Source organism: Pseudomonas sp. B16120 (assembly GCF_044218845.1).
Taxonomy (GTDB): Bacteria; Pseudomonadota; Gammaproteobacteria; order Pseudomonadales; family Pseudomonadaceae; genus Aquipseudomonas; species Aquipseudomonas paracarnis.
This window is the reverse complement of the sequence record NZ_CP162588.1, coordinates 4,941,118-4,956,791: the sequence shown is the minus strand read 5'-3', so window position 1 is coordinate 4,956,791 and position 15,674 is coordinate 4,941,118. Positions and strand designations below refer to the sequence as shown.

The following is a 15,674-nucleotide window of genomic DNA, read 5'->3' as shown; positions in this document are numbered from 1 at the left end:
CTGTCGGGTGAAGCTTAAGGCTGATCCAGCCGTTCGGCCACACCCACACAGATAGCCATGATCAATTTGAGTTCCTTTTGCACCGTGCTCAAGGACACGCCCAATTGATCGGCAATCTCTTGGTAGCTGCAACCGTGCAGGCGGCTGAGGATGAAAATCCGCTGCTGGCGGGCGCTCAACTGGCCGAGGCTGACACTCAGGTGCTCCAGCAGCTGCTCTGCCTGGGTAGCTTCCTCCGGCGTGCTGGCCGGCGCGGCGACGCTTTGCAGGACATCCAGCGGGACATCCTCCTGCAGGGTACGCGCCTGAATCCTGCGCGAACGCAAGTGATCCAGCGCCAGGTTGCGGGCTGTCTGGTAGACAAAGGGTTCAAGGTGGTCGATTGGCCGCTCGCTCAGGGCCCGAGTCACGCGCAGGTAGGTTTCCTGCAACAGGTCCTCGGCAGTGCTGTGGTTATGCACCATGCGTTGCAGAGTTCGTAGCAGGATCACCCGTTGGGTGAGGAAGACGTGGTTGAAGCGAGATTGGCTCACAGTGATACCAGACCGATTTGCAGTGAATGATAATGCTTATCATCAACTGAAATGGCAAGTGGCTATTTCTGTGGATTGCCGCTCGTTCCCATGCTCTGCGTGGGAACACATCCTGTGACGCTCCGCGTCACAACTTTAAGAGCAGGACGCGGAGCGTCCAGGGTGGCATTCCCACGCAGAGCGTGGGAACGATCTGGTCGATCTTGTGGAGTTACTCGGCGTTACACAACGCCAGGCAGTTATCCAGCATACGGTTGGAGAAGCCCCACTCGTTGTCATACCACGCGAGCACTTTGAGCAATTTGCCGCTGACCTTGGTGTGATTAGCGTCGAAGATCGACGACAGCGGGTTATGGTTGAAGTCGCTGGAAACCAGCGGCAGGGTGTTGTAGCCGAGGATCTTCGAATGCTGGCTGGCGTGTTTGAGCAGGGCGTTGACTTCATCGGCCGTGGCTTCTTTCTTCAACTGCACGGTGAGGTCCACCAGCGACACGTTGATCACCGGTACACGCACCGCCATGCCGGTCAGCTTGCCTGCCAGTTCCGGCAGCACCAGGCCCACCGCTTCAGCGGCGCCGGTCTTGCTCGGGATCATGTTCTGGGTGGCCGAACGCGCGCGGTACGGGTCGGTGTGGTACACGTCGGTGAGGTTCTGGTCGTTGGTGTAGGCGTGAATGGTGGTCATCAGCCCGCTTTCGATACCCAGCTCGCGGTGCAGCACCTGGGCCACCGGCGCCAGGCAGTTGGTGGTGCACGATGCGTTGGAAATGATCTGGTGGGATTGACGCAAGATGTCATGGTTTACGCCATAAACCACAGTCGCGTCCGCGCCTTTGGCCGGGGCCGAAATGATCACCTTGCGCGCGCCGGCGCTAATATGGGCGGCAGCCTTGTCACGGTCGGTGAACAGACCGGTGCATTCGAACACCACGTCAATCTTGTGCGCAGCCCACGGCAGGTCGGCGGGGTTGCGAATGGCACTCACGGCAATCCGGTCACCATTGACGGTCAGGCTTTCCTGATCGTGGGCAACCTCTGCGTCGAAAGTGCCGTGTACGGTGTCGTACTTGAGCAGATGGGCATTGATCGAACTGTCGCCCAAATCGTTGATGGCGACGATCTGCAGATCCTGGCGATAGCCTTGGGTATACAGTGCGCGCAGGACATTACGGCCGATACGGCCAAAACCATTGATTGCGATTCGAAGAGTCATCGGAAAGTGCCTGTCGTCGATTTGTTGTAAGAATTACAAGATTATTCGCATAAAAATAGAAAACAAGCCTTTTTAGTGGCAATATTTTGTTCAATCTACAACGAGTGACCTGAATCAACTGGTCCGATGATCCAAACGACCCCCTGCCATCCCATGAGCCGTGGGCGTTTGATCAGCATAGACTCTCAGGTCGCCACATCCGTTAGCCTGGAGTTCTATACATGCATCCCCGCGTTCTTGAGGTCACCGAACGGCTTATCGCCCGCAGCCGCGCCACCCGCGAGGCTTACCTTGCGCTCATTCGCGGCGCAGCCAGCGACGGTCCGATGCGCGGCAAGCTGCAATGCGCCAACTTCGCCCACGGCGTGGCCGGTTGCGGCACCGAAGACAAAAACAGCCTGCGCATGATGAATGCCGCCAACGTTGCAATTGTTTCTTCTTATAACGACATGCTCTCGGCGCATCAGCCCTACGAGCATTTCCCCGAACAAATCAAAAAGGCTCTGCGCGAAGTCGGCTCGGTCGGCCAGTTCGCCGGCGGCACCCCCGCCATGTGCGACGGCGTGACCCAGGGCGAGCCGGGCATGGAACTGAGCCTGCTCAGCCGTGAAGTCATTGCCATGTCCACGGCGGTAGCGCTGTCCCACAACATGTTCGACGCCGCGCTGATGCTGGGCATCTGCGACAAGATTGTTCCTGGCCTGATGATGGGCGCGCTGCGCTACGGCCACCTGCCGATGATTTTCGTGCCAGGCGGGCCGATGCCCTCGGGTATCTCCAACAAGCAGAAGGCCGATGTGCGCCAGCGCTATGCCGAAGGCAAGGCCAGCCGCGAAGAACTGCTGGAATCGGAGATGAAGTCCTACCACAGCCCCGGCACCTGCACTTTCTACGGCACCGCCAACACCAACCAGTTGCTGATGGAAGTCATGGGCCTGCACTTGCCTGGCGCTTCGTTCGTCAACCCGTACACGCCCCTGCGGGATGCGTTGACCCGTGAAGCTGCGCACCAGGTCACGCGTTTGACCAAGGCCAATGGCAACTTCACGCCGATTGGCGAGATTGTCGACGAGAAGTCCATCGTCAACTCCATCGTTGCGCTCAACGCCACTGGCGGCTCCACCAACCACACCCTGCACATGCCGGCCATTGCCATGTCGGCAGGCATCATCCTGACCTGGCAGGACATGGCCGACCTCTCCGAGGTGGTGCCGACCCTGTCCCACGTGTATCCAAATGGCAAGGCTGACATCAACCACTTCCAGGCGGCGGGCGGTATGTCGTTCCTGATCCGCGAACTGCTGGAAGCCGGCCTGCTCCACGAAGACGTCAACACCGTGGCCGGCAAGGGCCTGAGCCGCTATATCCAGGAACCTTTCCTGGTGGATGGCGAACTGGTCTGGCGCGACGGCCCGATCGAAAGCCTCGACGAAACCATCCTGCGCCCGGTGGCCCGTGCGTTCTCGCCGGAAGGCGGCTTGCGCGTGATGGAAGGCAACCTTGGCCGTGGCGTGATGAAGGTTTCGGCGGTAGCGCCGGAGCATCAGGTTGTCGAAGCGCCCGCGGTGGTGTTCCAGGACCAGCAGGACCTGGCCGATGCCTTCAAGGCTGGCCTTTTGGAAAAAGACTTTGTCGCGGTGATGCGCTTCCAGGGGCCGCGCTCCAACGGCATGCCGGAACTGCACAAGATGACCCCGTTCCTGGGCGTGTTGCAGGACCGTGGTTTCAAAGTGGCGTTGGTAACAGACGGGCGCATGTCCGGCGCGTCGGGTAAGATCCCTGCCGCGATCCACGTCAACCCCGAAGCCCAGAGCGGCGGGCCGCTGGCGCGGGTCCAGGATGGCGATATCATCCGCGTCGATGGCGTTACCGGCACCCTGGAGCTTAAGGTGGACGCCGAAGTATTTGCAGCGCGCACGCCTGCCACGGGCCTGTTGGGCAATAACGTGGGGGCCGGCCGCGAGCTGTTTGCATTCATGCGCTTGGCCGCAAGCTCCGCAGAGCAGGGCGCCAGCGCCTTTACCTCTGCCTTGGAGACGCTTAAGTGAAGCTTGCGCTGGTCGGTGACATCGGGGGGACTAACGCCCGTTTTGCGTTATGGCGGGATCAGGAACTGCATTCGATCCGCGTGCATGCCACGGCGGATCACGGCAGCCCTGAAGAGGCGATCAAGGTCTATCTCAAAGAGGAAGGCCTGGAAATCGGGGACATCGGTGCGGTGTGCCTGTCGGTGGCCGGGCCGGTGAGCGGCGATGAATTCAAGTTCACCAACAACCACTGGCGCCTGAGCAAAACCGCGTTTTGCCAGGCCCTGCAGGTGGATGAACTGTTGCTGGTCAACGACTTCTCGGCCATGGCCCTGGGCATGACCCGGCTCAAGCCCGACGAATTCCGCGTGGTCTGCGAAGGCACGCCGGAGCCCTTGCGCCCGGCCGTGGTGATCGGCCCGGGTACGGGTCTTGGTGTCGGCACCTTGCTGGACCTCGGCGCAGGCCGTTGGGCAGCATTGCCGGGGGAGGGTGGGCATGTCGACCTGCCCCTGAGCAGCCCACGGGAAACCCAGCTGTGGCAACACATCTACAGCGAGATCGGGCATGTCAGCGCCGAAACCGCGTTAAGCGGCGGCGGCCTGCCGCGGCTGTACCGGGCGATTTGTGCGGTGGATGGGCATGAGCCGGTGCTCGACACCCCCGAAGCCATCACGGCGGCGGGCCTGGCCGGCGATCCGGTGGCGATGGAAGTATTGGACCAGTTCAGCATCTGGCTGGGCCGGGTGGCGGGCAATAACGTCTTGACCACCGGTGGACGCGGTGGCGTGTACATCGTGGGTGGGGTGATACCGAGGTTTGCCGACTTCTTTATCGCCAGTGGTTTCGCTAAAAGCTTCACGGATAAAGGCTGCATGAGCGACTACTTCAAAGGTATTCCAGTGTGGTTGGTGACGGCGCCGTATTCCGGGCTGACTGGGGCGGGTGTGGCGCTTGAGCAAGCTTTTGCATAGGTCATAATGGCGCCATCGCAGGCAAGCCAGCTCCCACAGTCCGGAATGCATTCCAAGTGTGGGAGCTGGCTTGCCTGCGATGACGGCCTAAAGCGCACCCGATGATTTAAGCCAGGCCATAACAACAAGGAGGCCCCCGTGAGCGTAATCAGTAAATCCATTCTCCTCGTCGACGACGACCAGGAAATCCGCGAATTGCTGCAAACCTACCTCAGTCGCGCCGGCTTCCAGGTCCGTGGCGTGTCCGACGGTGCGGGGTTCCGCCAGGCAATGAACGAGGCGCCGTGCGACCTGGTCATCCTCGATGTCATGTTGCCAGACGAAGACGGCTTCAGCCTGTGCCGCTGGATTCGCCAGCACCCGCGCCAGGCGCAGGTGCCGATCATCATGCTCACCGCCAGTTCCGACGAAGCCGACCGCGTGATCGGCCTGGAGCTGGGCGCCGATGACTATATCGGCAAGCCGTTCAGCCCCCGCGAGTTGCAGGCGCGTATCAAGGCACTGCTGCGCCGCTGCCAATTCGGCCAGGAGCGCAGCAGCGGCGGTGATGTGTGGGTGTTCGATGAATGGCGCCTGGATATGATCAGCCACCGCTTGTTTCATGTGGATGGTGAAGAGGTGGTCCTCTCCGGTGCCGACTTCGCCTTGCTCAAGTTGTTTCTCGACCACCCGCAACAGATCCTCGACCGCGACACCATCGGCAACGCCACCCGTGGCCGCGACCTCATGCCCTTGGACCGTATCGTCGACATGGCCGTCAGCCGCTTGCGCCAGCGCCTGCGCGACACCGAGAAACCTCCGCGGCTGATCCGCACCGTGCGCGGCAGCGGCTATCAACTGGCAGCCAGCGTGGTTGCCGGCAATGCCCACTGAAGCGCTGAACGAACGCCGTCGCCGCTTCCCGGTACCCCGCTCGCTGCTGGGGCGCATGTTACTGCTGACCTTACTGGCGGTGCTGTTCGCCCAGGCGCTGTCCAGCGTGATCTGGGTGTCGCAATTGCGCGCCACCCAGCTTGAGGGCTTGGTCACCAGCGCCCGCAGCCTCGCGCATTCAATGACCGCCAGCGTGAGTTACTTCCGGTCGCTGCCGGTGGCCTATCGCCCGTTGGTGCTGGACCAATTGCGCAGTATGGGCGGCACGCGTTTTGTGGTGACCCTCAACGATCGCCCGCTGGACATGCAGCTATTGTCCGAAACCCCGCGCAAGCAGGCGGTGCTGGTGGCGGTGGATGAAGTGCTGCGCCAGACCCTGGGTGCCGACGTGCACATCTCGGTGGAGTTCGTCAGCGCCGAAGACCTGCGCATCTTCAATGCCGGCCTGAAGCTCGACGAACTGCCACGCTCCTGGGCCCATTACGCGTTGACCCTGGAGCCGGTGAACCCGCCGGTGCTGGTCACCCAGATCCAACTGGCACCCGGTGAATGGCTGTACATCGCCTCGCTATTGCCCGAGCCCTACACCAGCCTGGAAGAGCAAGGCCTGCCGTCCCAGCAGGTGTGGTTCATCGTGCTCACCAGCGGTTTTCTGCTGCTGTTCATCGGCCTGCTGGTGCACTGGCAAAGCAGGCCGCTCAAACGCCTGGCGCGAGCGGCGCGGGACATGTCCCTGGGCGCCGATGTGGAGCCGGTGGCTGAAGGCGGCGGCAGCGAAGTGGTGGAAGTGGGCCGTGCGTTCAATGCCATGCGTGAACGCATCAGCCGTTACCTGACCGAGCGCAGCCAGTTGTTCAGCGCGATTTCCCATGACCTGCGCACACCCATCACCCGCCTGCGCCTGCGCGTGGAATTGCTGGAGGACGAGAACCTGCAAAACAAATTCGGCCGTGACCTGGATGAACTGGAATTGCTGGTCAAGGGTGCGTTGCAATGCGTGAAAGACACCGACATCCACGAAAACATCCAGCCGGTGGACCTCAACCACGTCCTCGAATGCCTGGTGGAGCCATACCTGGCACCCCATGGCAATGGCCGAGTGACCCTCGATGGCGCGGCGCTGTCAGCCTACCCAGGCAAGCCGCTGGCGCTCAAGCGTTGCATCGGCAACCTGATCGACAACGCGCTGAAGTACGGGCAGAACGCGCATTTGCATATCGAGGACGATGGCGCGCAGTTCATTCTGCATGTGGATGACGAGGGGCCTGGTGTGCCGCAGCAGCGGCTGGAACAGGTATTTGAACCGCACTTTCGACTGGCCGGCCAGCAGCAGGGTTACGGACTGGGGTTGGGCATTGCGCGCAATATTGCCCATAGCCATGGTGGCGAAGTGAGTTTGCAGAACCTGCGTGAAGGCGGCCTGCGCGTCACCCTGCAACTACCAAGAACCTTGGACTAACAAACACCTGAGATCAAATGTGGGAGCTGGCTTGCCTGCGATAGCGGTGGTTCAGTTGACTCATTAGTGACTGACACACCGCCATCGCAGGCAAGCCAGCTCCCACATGTTGCTCTGCGTACATCAGATGCTTTGGCGCAACCGGGCCAGGTCGCGCAGCGGCGGCGCACCGAACAACCGGCTGTACTCCCGGCTGAACTGGGACGGGCTTTCATACCCCACCCGATAGCCCGCCGCCGAGGCCTCCAGCCCTTCGGCAATCATCAGCCGCCGGGCTTCCTGCAAGCGCAGTTGCTTCTGGTATTGCAGCGGGCTCATGGCCGTGATCGCTTTGAAGCGATGGTGCAAGGTCGAGACGCTCAGGTTCACTTCCTTGGCCAGGTCGTCGATACGCAGCGGCTGTTCATAGTTGCCGTTCAGCCAGGTGATCGCCTGGCTCACCCGATGGCTCTGGCTGTTAGCCACAGCGATTTCATACAGGCGATAACCCTGCGGGCCACGCAGCAAGCGGTAGAGAATTTCACGGTTGATCAAGGGCGCGAGCATCGCGATGTCTTTAGGCGTGTCCAGCAAGCGGGTCAGGCGCAGCACCGCGTCGAGCAGTGCGTGATCGATGCGGTCGACGTACATGCCTCGTGAGGTCGGGCGCGAGGGCACGCCCATCGGCCCGGCCTCTGCGATCAGCGCGGTGAGCTGCGCCGGGTCGATATTGATACGCACCGAGAGGTTCGGGTCCTCGGCGGTGGCGTCAATAATGCGGCCGGCCACCGGCATCGCCACCGAGAACACCAGGTAGTTGAGCGGGTCGTAGGCAAAGATCTCGTCGGCCAGGCGCACTTCCTTACTGCCACTGGCTAGGATGCACAGCGCGGGTTCCACCAGCACCGGCATGAAATCCCGGGGCGCGTTGTGGCGGTTCAGGTACAGCGAGGTGATCGCCGTGCCGTAGGAGCCGTCCTCCCAGGTATGGCGGTGCACGATACTGGCCAGCTCGGCGCGTTGTTTCTCCATCTCGGCATCGAGGGGAACGGGCTTGGATTCGGGCGACGGCATGGGGCGTCCTCTACACGCTGCTTTGATGGGCTCAGCTTAGCGGCGGCTTTTCAAAAAGTGTTACGTCGATTCTGCAGCATCCTTGCCTGATCCTGCGAGATCGCGTGAATCAGGCAAGTACGCAGCCTGTCATCTGCCTGAAACATGGGGCCTGGGCCTGGAATAAATGCTGAGACCGAACGTCCTCCCTACGCTTCTCGCAGGATTGTGCAATAAGCCTGCAGGAATTGACTAACCGCGCTTACCGCCGCGCCGTTATCTTTGATCCTGTGGCAACACGCCCTCATTGTGCTTGCCGAGCATCACTTCTCAACGGGAGAGTCGAACATGTCCACCCCCATTCCCGCGAGCCATATGGCCTTTATCCGCGCCCGTAGCGGGTGCAGCACCGAACTCGGTGCACGCTTGAGCAGTTTGATCGAACCGGGTCGCCAGGCCCAGGGTTGCCTGCAATTCTCGTTGCAGCACTCCCAGGTCGACCCCGATGTATGGCTGGTATCCGGGTTCTGGAGCAGCGAGCAGGCCATGAGCGCCTACTTCAACTCTCCGGCCCTGATGATCTTCACTGAGCTTCTGAACGACATGGTCGTGCGCAGCATGGACTTCCAGACCTTCACCGACGCATCGGCGGCACAGGCCTACGGCGAGTACCTGCAACTGGCCGGTTAACGGTTAGAATGGCCGACTTTCCATTGGCCAGGACTTGCAACATGGCACGTAAACAATTTGCCCACCACGAAGCCGTTTCCGCCGTAGTACCGGGCGAAGGTGGCTACAGCGCCGCCGTCGCCGTCAAGGCACTGGATGGCATGGGCGCACCCAGGTTTCACAAGATCCTTGATGGGCAGACGTTCAAGACAGCGTCCGATGCCGATGATGCGGCGACGTTGCAACTCGAGCATCTGGTCGATGTGGATGCAGAAGGCCAACTGACCTGGGCGACTGCTGAACGCTGAGGCAGCACACCTAACCAATGTGGGAGCTGGCTTGCCTGCGATAGCGGTGTATCAGTCACTCTTGGGTTAACTGACCCACCGCTATCGCAGGCAAGCCAGCTCCCACAGTTTTGATTGCATTGCAGTCAGGGTTTGGTGGCGCCTGGGCGGTACATCTTGAACAGCGCTTCTGGCCCCAGCTGGAAATAATCCGCCGGGCCACCCCCGCGTAAAATCGGCTCGGCGGCAGCGGTGTCGTAGATCCCGTCCTTGAGCAACCATTTGGCGATGTGCACCGCCACGACCTCGCCCAGCACCAGCCAGCTCGGCACCAATTGCTGGTCGGCACGTTGCAGCTGGATGATCTGCGTCACCTTGCACTCGAACGACACCGGGCTCTCGCCCACCCGTGGTACGCCAACGATTTTCGAAGCCACCGGCGTCAAGCCGGAGAGTTCGAATTCATTCACCTCGGGCGATACGGCCGCGCAGCTCTGGTTCATCTGCTCGGCCAGCGGGCGGGTGGCCAGGTTCCAGACGAATTCGCCGGTCTGTTCGATATTGTTCAGGCTGTCTTTACGCCCGACACTGGAAAACCCAATGATCGGCGGAATGTAGTTGAATGCGTTGAAGAAACTGTAGGGCGCCAGGTTCAGGCGGCCTTCGCGGTCGTGCGAGGAGATCCAGCCAATCGGGCGTGGGCCGACGATGGCATTGAACGGGTCATGGGGCAGGCCGTGGCCGTTGGCGGGTTCGTAAAAGTGGATGTCGTCAGGCATGGCCGGGGTTCCTGCTACGCGGTTTGGGAGGCGGTCATAGTGCAATTCATGGCGGTGAATTTCCATCGTGCCCATGGATTTTTCATACATCTGCCACCTATTTTTCACAGTTTCCCCTTCAGTCTGCGCCCAAGGTCAATACCCCCTATAAGACTGAGCCTTGGAGCTATCTACTGCATGAATAAACTTCCTCAGATCACCCTGGCGTTCTGGGTCATGAAAATCTGCGCAACTACCTTGGGCGAAACCGCCGGGGACTTGCTGTCGATGACCTTGAACGTTGGCTACGCCATCAGCTCCATGATCCTCATTAGCGTGTTCCTGGTGACCCTGGTGACGCAACTCTGGTCGAAAACCTACAACCCGGTGCTGTACTGGATCGTGATTTTGTCTACCAGTACTGCGGGTACCACGATGTCCGACTTCATGGACCGCACGCTGGGACTGGGCTACGCCACCGGGTCGATGATCCTGATCGTGATCCTGATGATCATCTTTGCATTGTGGCACCTCAGTGGTGACTCGCTGAACGTGAACAAGGTGCAGACCTTCCGAGGGGAGCTGTTTTACTGGATGGCGATCCTGTTCTCCAACACCTTGGGCACCGCATTGGGCGATTTCCTCGCGGACGATTCGGGGCTGGGCTTCGCCGGTGGCGCATTGTTGATCGGCTCAACCATCGCCGCGGTGGTGGTACTCAAGTACTTCACCCGCATCTCGTCGGTATTGTTGTTCTGGGTGGCGTTTGTACTGACGCGGCCGTTTGGCGCGACCTTGGGGGATTTTCTGACCAAACCCCATGAAAAAGGCGGCTTGGATTTCGGCACCATCGGTTCATCCGCGGTATTGGCTGCGGTGCTGGTGGTGATGATTGCTGGCGCGTCGTATGCGCAGCGGCGCTATGGGCGCAATGAGGCCGCAGAGTTGTCCTAAGGCTAAATGAGGGAGCGGGCTTGCTGTGGCGAGGGAGCTTGCTCCCGTTCGACAGCGTAGCTGGAGCCAGCTTTTTGGGGGCGCTTCGCACCCCAGCGCAAGCAAGCTTGCTCGCCACAGCAAGCCCGCTCCCACATTTTTTAGTCGGTGGTGATGCGTGAGTGTTTACGCGTGTCTTTCATGGTCACGTAGACCATCAACGACACGGCGATACACGCGGTCACGTACCAGTAGTAGCCCGTTTCCATACCGATGCTCTTGAACCACAGCGCGATGTATTCAGCGGTACCGCCGAAGATCGACACGGTCAGGGCATACGGCAGGCCCACGCCCAGTGCGCGGATTTCGGTCGGGAACAGCTCGGCCTTCACCACGGCGTTGATCGAGGTGTAGCCGCTGACGATGATCAGCGCCGCCATGATCAGGAAGAACGCGCCCCACCAGCTCTGGATGGTGTGCAGGGTGGTGAGGATCGGCACGGTGAACAGGGTGCCAAGCACGCCGAAGGCGATCAGGATCGGGCGGCGGCCGATTTTATCCGACAGCCCGCCGATGATCGGTTGCAGGCACATGAACAGAAACAGCGTCGCCGCCGAGATGGTGGTGGAGTCGGAGATGCTCATGCCGACCGTGTTCACCAGGTATTTCTGCATGTAGGTGGTGTAGGTGTAGAACGCCAGGGTGCCGCCCATGGTCAGGCCGACCACGGTCATCAGTTCCTTGGGGTGACGCATCAAGGTGCGCATTGCGCTTTCCTTGGCTTTTTCTTTCTTGGTGAACGACTCGGTTTCTTCCATGCCGCGACGCAGGTACAGCGCGACCACTGCGCACAGGGCGCCGATGGCGAACGGGATGCGCCAGCCCCAGGCGTACAGTTGTTCGGTAGTCAGCACCTGTTGCAGCACGATCAGCACCGCCAGCGCGATGAGCTGGCCGGAGATCAGGGTCACGTACTGGAAGCTTGAGTAGAACCCGCGACGTTCCTTGGTGGCCATCTCACTGAGATAGGTGGCAGAGGTGCCGTATTCGCCGCCGACCGACAGGCCCTGCAGCAGGCGGGCAAACACCAGCAGGATCGGCGCACCGATACCAATGATTTCATAGCCTGGGCTCAGGGCAATCAGCAGCGAGCCGAAGCACATCAGGTACACCGAGGCCATCAAGGCTTTTTTACGCCCGACTTTGTCGGCGTAGAGGCCCATCAGCCAGCCACCGATCGGGCGCATCAGGAAGCCCACGGCGAAGATCGCGGCGGTGTTGAGCAGTTGGGCAGTGGTGTCGCCTTTGGGGAAGAAGGCTTTGGCGAAGTACAGCGAGAAGGCGGCGTAGACGTACCAGTCGTACCATTCGACCATGTTGCCGACCGATCCGCTGAAGATCGACTTGATGCGGCTGGAGGTGGTGCGCTCCTGCGCTTTTGCGGCCGTCGATCCCAGAGGCACGGTGTTGGAGTTATCCATTGAAGGATCCTTCATCTAGTTGTTTTTATGGAGCGGCGCGTGCGCAGCCTGTTGGGGCTATAGCAGGAGCTGTGCCAAGTAGAGGAAGGCCCGCAATAGAAGGGTTGCGGGATTTTATTGAGCGGAAAGTCGCTGATGGTTTTTGGGTGATGAGCGGAAATCCGCTTATGGCTGCCGACGCCATCGCAGGCAAGCCAGCTCCCACACCTGCTGTGTTCACAGACCAAAATGTGGGAGCGGGCTTGCCCGCGATGGTGATCCAAATATCGCTACACAAACATCTCCCTTACCAACCCATGCCGCTGCATCTTCTCATTGAAGGTACGGCGCGGCAGTTGCAACTCGGCCAGCACCGCCTTGATATCGCCCTTGTGACGCGTCAACGCGGCCTTCAGGCAGTGTGCCTCGAACGCTTCTTGCTGCGCTGCTAACGACTGCCCGGTCTCGATCCCTTGCGGTTCCGGCTCGTCCAGCCCCAACACCTGGCGCTCGGCGACGTTGGCCAGTTCGCGCACATTGCCCGGCCAGTCATGGCTGAGCAGGCGCCCCAACTGTGGCCCACTCAAGGGCTCGACCTGGCGGCCCAGACGCTCGGCGGCGCTTTGCGCAAAATGCTCGTACAGCAGCGGAATATCTTCGCGACGTTCACGCAATGGCGGCAGGCGCAGTTGCGCGACGTTGAGCCGATAGGCCAGGTCTTCGCGAAAGCGCCCGGCACGGGCTTCTTCCAGCAGGTCGGGCTTGGTGGCAGCGATGATGCGCAGGTCCACTTGGATACTCTGGTTGGAGCCCAGTCGCTCCAGCTTCTGTTCCTGCAACACGCGCAGCAATTTCACTTGCTGGGCCAGGGGCATGCTTTCGATTTCATCCAGGAACAAGGTGCCGCCGTGGGCATATTCCAGCTTGCCGATACGTTTGCCCTGGGCGCCGGTGAAAGCGCCGCTTTCATGTCCGAACAGTTCGGCTTCGAACAACTGCTCGGGGATTGCCGCGCAATTGAGGGCCACGAACGGCTTCTTTGCGCGTGGGCCGAAGTCGTGCAGGCAGCGGGCGACCAACTCCTTGCCGCTGCCGGTTTCACCGCGAATCAGCACATTGACCGGCAAACTCGCCAGGTCCAGCACTTGGCGGCGCAAGCTTTGAAGGCCCTTGGACACACCCAGCAGGCTGGACTCCAACTGCGCGCGATGATCGGCCTGTTGATGCAGGCGGCGGTTTTCCAGGATCAGGCCACGCTTGTCCAACGCCCGGCGCAGGCTGTTGAGCAAGGCGTCGGGGCTGAAGGGTTTTTCCAGGAAGTCGTAGGCGCCGTCGCGCATGGCTTCGACGGCCATTGGCACGTCGCCATGGCCGGTGAGCAAAATCACCGGCAAATCGGCATCGCGGCGCTGCACCTCGGCCAACAGTTCAAGGCCGCTGAGCCCTGGCATGCGCACGTCGCTCAGAATCACCCCGGCAAAGTCCTTGGGCAGTTGCGCCAGGCACTCTTCGGCGCGGCTGAACAGCTGCACGTCAAACCCCGACAGGCTCAGCCATTGCTCGACGGCCGTGCGAATACTGGCTTCGTCATCGACCACAATCACCGCGTTCAACATAGGTCTGGCGTCTCCAGGGCGATAGGCAGGGTCAAGGTGAAAGTCGCGCCATCGCCACGGTTGGCGGCACTCAGGCGTCCGCCCAGTTCATGCACGATAGCGTAGGACACCGCGAGTCCCAAACCGAGCCCGTCGCCCACCGGTTTGGTGGTGAAAAACGGGTCGAACACGCTGCTCAAATGTTCTTCGGCAATCCCGCCGCCGCTGTCGCAGACGCTCAACTGCCACAGCTGCTGATCGGCGTGCAGGCGGATTTCCAGGCGCTTGCGCGGTTTGTCGGCCATGGCGTCGAGGGCGTTGCGCAACAGGTTGATCAGCACCTGTTCCAGGCGGATCGCGTCGCCACGTACCCAGGCCGGGCGGGTGAGGTCCAGCACCACACCGATGGCTTCGTCACGCAGGCGCGCGTCGAGCAGGTGCAAGGATTGGTCGACCACCGTCGCCAGGTCCAGCTTTTCGCGCAGGCCACTGGGGCTCTTGCGCGCGAACGTCTTGAGGTGGCCGGTGAGCGCGGCCATGCGCGTGAGCATGTCATCCAATGGCGTGAGCGCCTTGTAGGCATCGTCCACGCGACCATGGTCGAGCAGCAGCCGCAGCGTCGCCAGTTGCATGCGCTGGGCGGTCAGCGGCTGGTTGATTTCATGGGCGAGGGCGGCCGACATTTGCCCCAATGCCGCCAGCTTGGCCGACTGCACCAGGCCATCCTGGGCGGTGCGCAGCGCCTGGGTGCGTTCTTCGACCAATTGCTCCAGTTCTTCACGGCTGCGCTGGCGCAAGCGGGCCAGGCGCCAGCGCTGGCTGAGGAACAGCACCAAGAACACCAATGCCAGCCACGAACCCGCAGCGGCAAGGCCCGCGTTACGTTGGTCTTCAAAGGCAAACTGGGGTTTGCGCAACAGGTGCAGGGTCCAACCTTCGCGCTTGAGCGGCAGCGACTCCCAGATGTAATTGGCGTTGCCGTCGGGGCCGCCGACGCGAATCAAGTGGCTGTTTTCGTCAAAGCGTTGCAGGGGCTGGGTGTCCAGCGGCTGCAGTTGCTTCTTGTCGTATTGGCGGGTGGCCTTGAGTTCAGCCAGGTCATTTTCGGACAACGGCCGCAGGTTGCGATAACGCCAGCCCGGCTGGTTGGCGATAAACACGATGCCCCGCGCATCGCTGACCAACAGCAGGTCATTGCCCTGGGCCCACTCGCGCTCCAGCTCGGGGAACTCCAGCTTGACCACCATGGCGCCGAGGAACTGCTCGTGCTCATCCACGACCGCACTGGAAAGAAAGTAGCCCGGAATACCCGTGGTCACGCCCACTGCATAAAAGCGCCCGGTGCCGTGGCTCAAGGTCTGGCTGAAATACGGCCTGAACGCGTAGTTGTGGCCGACATAACTGCTGGGCAGGTTCCAGTTGCTGGCGGCCACGGCCAGGCCGGTGCGGTCCATCAGTTCCAGGGTCGAAGACTGCGCAGCGCCGTTGATGCGCTCCAGCTTGCGGTTGAGCCGGTCTTGCGTGGTGGCGTCCAGCGGGCCCTTCAAGGCGCTGATCATCTCCGAATCCAGCGCCAGCACTGCGGGCAGGGCACGGTAGCGTTCGATCAGGGTGTGCAGCGAGTTGGCATACAGCGCGAGCTGCTGATTGGCACGGGCGGCGTCGTCCACCAAGGCCTGGTGTTCGGCATGGCGCGTGGCCAAGGCGGCAGCCAGCACCGCACCGGCGATGATCAACAGAGAATAGAAGGTCAGGCGCAGGGGGCGAGGGATCACGATCATACGATGATGAACAGGCACGGTAAGGGGCGAGCACCATAGCATGGGCAGCTCATATCTTGTGACCAAGGAGCTTGTGGGGG

14 protein-coding genes are annotated in these 15,674 nt (G+C 61.1%); 7 read left to right on the top strand and 7 right to left on the bottom strand.

Annotation, left to right across the window (positions count from 1 at the left end; all coding sequences use genetic code 11):
* Positions 1-14: 14 nt before the first annotated feature.
* Positions 15-533 carry an RNA polymerase sigma factor gene (locus AB4P90_RS23150; protein WP_003193922.1) on the bottom strand — a complete coding sequence of 173 codons (519 nt, stop codon included), beginning with the start codon at positions 531-533 and terminating at the stop codon, positions 15-17.
* Positions 534-744: 211 nt separating this feature from the next.
* On the bottom strand, positions 745-1,746 hold the full coding sequence (gene gap / locus AB4P90_RS23145; protein ID WP_003193921.1) for a type I glyceraldehyde-3-phosphate dehydrogenase: 1,002 nt from the start codon (positions 1,744-1,746) through the stop codon (positions 745-747).
* Positions 1,747-1,967: 221 nt separating this feature from the next.
* Between gap and edd the strand changes: the two genes are divergently transcribed.
* From edd to AB4P90_RS23125, 4 genes are all read left to right on the top strand, one after another.
* Positions 1,968-3,794 (top strand): phosphogluconate dehydratase, encoded by a 1,827-nt coding sequence (gene edd, locus AB4P90_RS23140; protein ID WP_014719752.1) that lies wholly within the window; start codon positions 1,968-1,970, stop codon positions 3,792-3,794.
* Positions 3,791-4,747 (top strand): glucokinase, encoded by a 957-nt coding sequence (locus AB4P90_RS23135; RefSeq protein WP_395605401.1) that lies wholly within the window; start codon positions 3,791-3,793, stop codon positions 4,745-4,747. Before edd ends, AB4P90_RS23135 begins: the two co-directional genes overlap by 4 nt.
* Positions 4,748-4,885: 138 nt before the next feature.
* Positions 4,886-5,620, top strand: a complete 735-nt coding sequence (locus AB4P90_RS23130; RefSeq protein WP_395605400.1) for a response regulator — start codon at positions 4,886-4,888, stop codon at positions 5,618-5,620.
* Entirely contained in the window at positions 5,610-7,079 is a 1,470-nt protein-coding gene (locus tag AB4P90_RS23125; protein ID WP_395605399.1) for an ATP-binding protein, read from the top strand. The genes AB4P90_RS23130 and AB4P90_RS23125 overlap by 11 nt, the downstream gene beginning before the upstream one ends.
* Positions 7,080-7,202: 123 nt before the next feature.
* On the opposite strand, the gene AB4P90_RS23120 is transcribed toward AB4P90_RS23125, so the two are convergent.
* A complete protein-coding gene (locus AB4P90_RS23120; protein ID WP_003193916.1) occupies positions 7,203-8,132 on the bottom strand; it encodes an AraC family transcriptional regulator in 930 nt (309 codons plus the stop codon).
* A gap of 327 nt (positions 8,133-8,459) precedes the next feature.
* Here AB4P90_RS23120 and AB4P90_RS23115 point away from each other — a divergent pair, with 327 nt between their 5' ends.
* Both AB4P90_RS23115 and AB4P90_RS23110 read left to right on the top strand, forming a co-directional pair.
* Positions 8,460-8,801, top strand: a complete 342-nt coding sequence (locus tag AB4P90_RS23115) for an antibiotic biosynthesis monooxygenase family protein (RefSeq protein ID WP_003193915.1) — start codon at positions 8,460-8,462, stop codon at positions 8,799-8,801.
* Between the two features lie 41 nt (positions 8,802-8,842).
* Positions 8,843-9,088, top strand: coding sequence for a hypothetical protein (locus AB4P90_RS23110; protein ID WP_019817340.1), 246 nt, complete (start codon positions 8,843-8,845; stop codon positions 9,086-9,088).
* Positions 9,089-9,213: 125 nt separating this feature from the next.
* Here the strand turns inward: AB4P90_RS23110 and AB4P90_RS23105 are convergent, their stop codons facing one another.
* Positions 9,214-9,846, bottom strand: coding sequence for a flavin reductase family protein (locus AB4P90_RS23105; RefSeq protein WP_014719748.1), 633 nt, complete (start codon positions 9,844-9,846; stop codon positions 9,214-9,216).
* Positions 9,847-10,023: 177 nt separating this feature from the next.
* Between AB4P90_RS23105 and AB4P90_RS23100 the strand changes: the two genes are divergently transcribed.
* Positions 10,024-10,779, top strand: coding sequence for a hypothetical protein (locus AB4P90_RS23100; protein WP_019817341.1), 756 nt, complete (start codon positions 10,024-10,026; stop codon positions 10,777-10,779).
* A gap of 140 nt (positions 10,780-10,919) precedes the next feature.
* Here AB4P90_RS23100 and AB4P90_RS23095 read toward each other — a convergent pair whose 3' ends face one another.
* From AB4P90_RS23095 to AB4P90_RS23085, 3 genes are all read right to left on the bottom strand, one after another.
* The gene (locus AB4P90_RS23095; protein WP_014719746.1) at positions 10,920-12,239 is read right to left on the bottom strand and encodes an MFS transporter; all 1,320 of its coding nucleotides are present in this window, start codon (positions 12,237-12,239) and stop codon (positions 10,920-10,922) included.
* 269 nt (positions 12,240-12,508) lie between these two features.
* Positions 12,509-13,834 (bottom strand): sigma-54-dependent transcriptional regulator, encoded by a 1,326-nt coding sequence (locus tag AB4P90_RS23090; protein WP_395605398.1) that lies wholly within the window; start codon positions 13,832-13,834, stop codon positions 12,509-12,511.
* Positions 13,828-15,594 (bottom strand): ATP-binding protein, encoded by a 1,767-nt coding sequence (locus AB4P90_RS23085; protein ID WP_395605397.1) that lies wholly within the window; start codon positions 15,592-15,594, stop codon positions 13,828-13,830. The genes AB4P90_RS23090 and AB4P90_RS23085 overlap by 7 nt, the downstream gene beginning before the upstream one ends.
* Between the last annotated feature and the right edge of the window lie 80 nt (positions 15,595-15,674).

Coding starts and splice junctions, on each gene's coding strand:
- gap (WP_003193921.1), bottom strand. CDS start 1,746: ATGACTCTTCGAATCGCAATCAATGGTTTTGGCCGTATCGGCCGTAAT.
- edd (WP_014719752.1), top strand. CDS start 1,968: ATGCATCCCCGCGTTCTTGAGGTCACCGAACGGCTTATCGCCCGCAGC.
- AB4P90_RS23125 (WP_395605399.1), top strand. CDS start 5,610: ATGCCCACTGAAGCGCTGAACGAACGCCGTCGCCGCTTCCCGGTACCC.
- AB4P90_RS23120 (WP_003193916.1), bottom strand. CDS start 8,132: ATGCCGTCGCCCGAATCCAAGCCCGTTCCCCTCGATGCCGAGATGGAG.
- AB4P90_RS23115 (WP_003193915.1), top strand. CDS start 8,460: ATGTCCACCCCCATTCCCGCGAGCCATATGGCCTTTATCCGCGCCCGT.
- AB4P90_RS23110 (WP_019817340.1), top strand. CDS start 8,843: ATGGCACGTAAACAATTTGCCCACCACGAAGCCGTTTCCGCCGTAGTA.
- AB4P90_RS23105 (WP_014719748.1), bottom strand. CDS start 9,846: ATGCCTGACGACATCCACTTTTACGAACCCGCCAACGGCCACGGCCTG.
- AB4P90_RS23100 (WP_019817341.1), top strand. CDS start 10,024: ATGAATAAACTTCCTCAGATCACCCTGGCGTTCTGGGTCATGAAAATC.
- AB4P90_RS23095 (WP_014719746.1), bottom strand. CDS start 12,239: ATGGATAACTCCAACACCGTGCCTCTGGGATCGACGGCCGCAAAAGCG.
- AB4P90_RS23090 (WP_395605398.1), bottom strand. CDS start 13,834: ATGTTGAACGCGGTGATTGTGGTCGATGACGAAGCCAGTATTCGCACG.
- AB4P90_RS23085 (WP_395605397.1), bottom strand. CDS start 15,594: ATGATCGTGATCCCTCGCCCCCTGCGCCTGACCTTCTATTCTCTGTTG.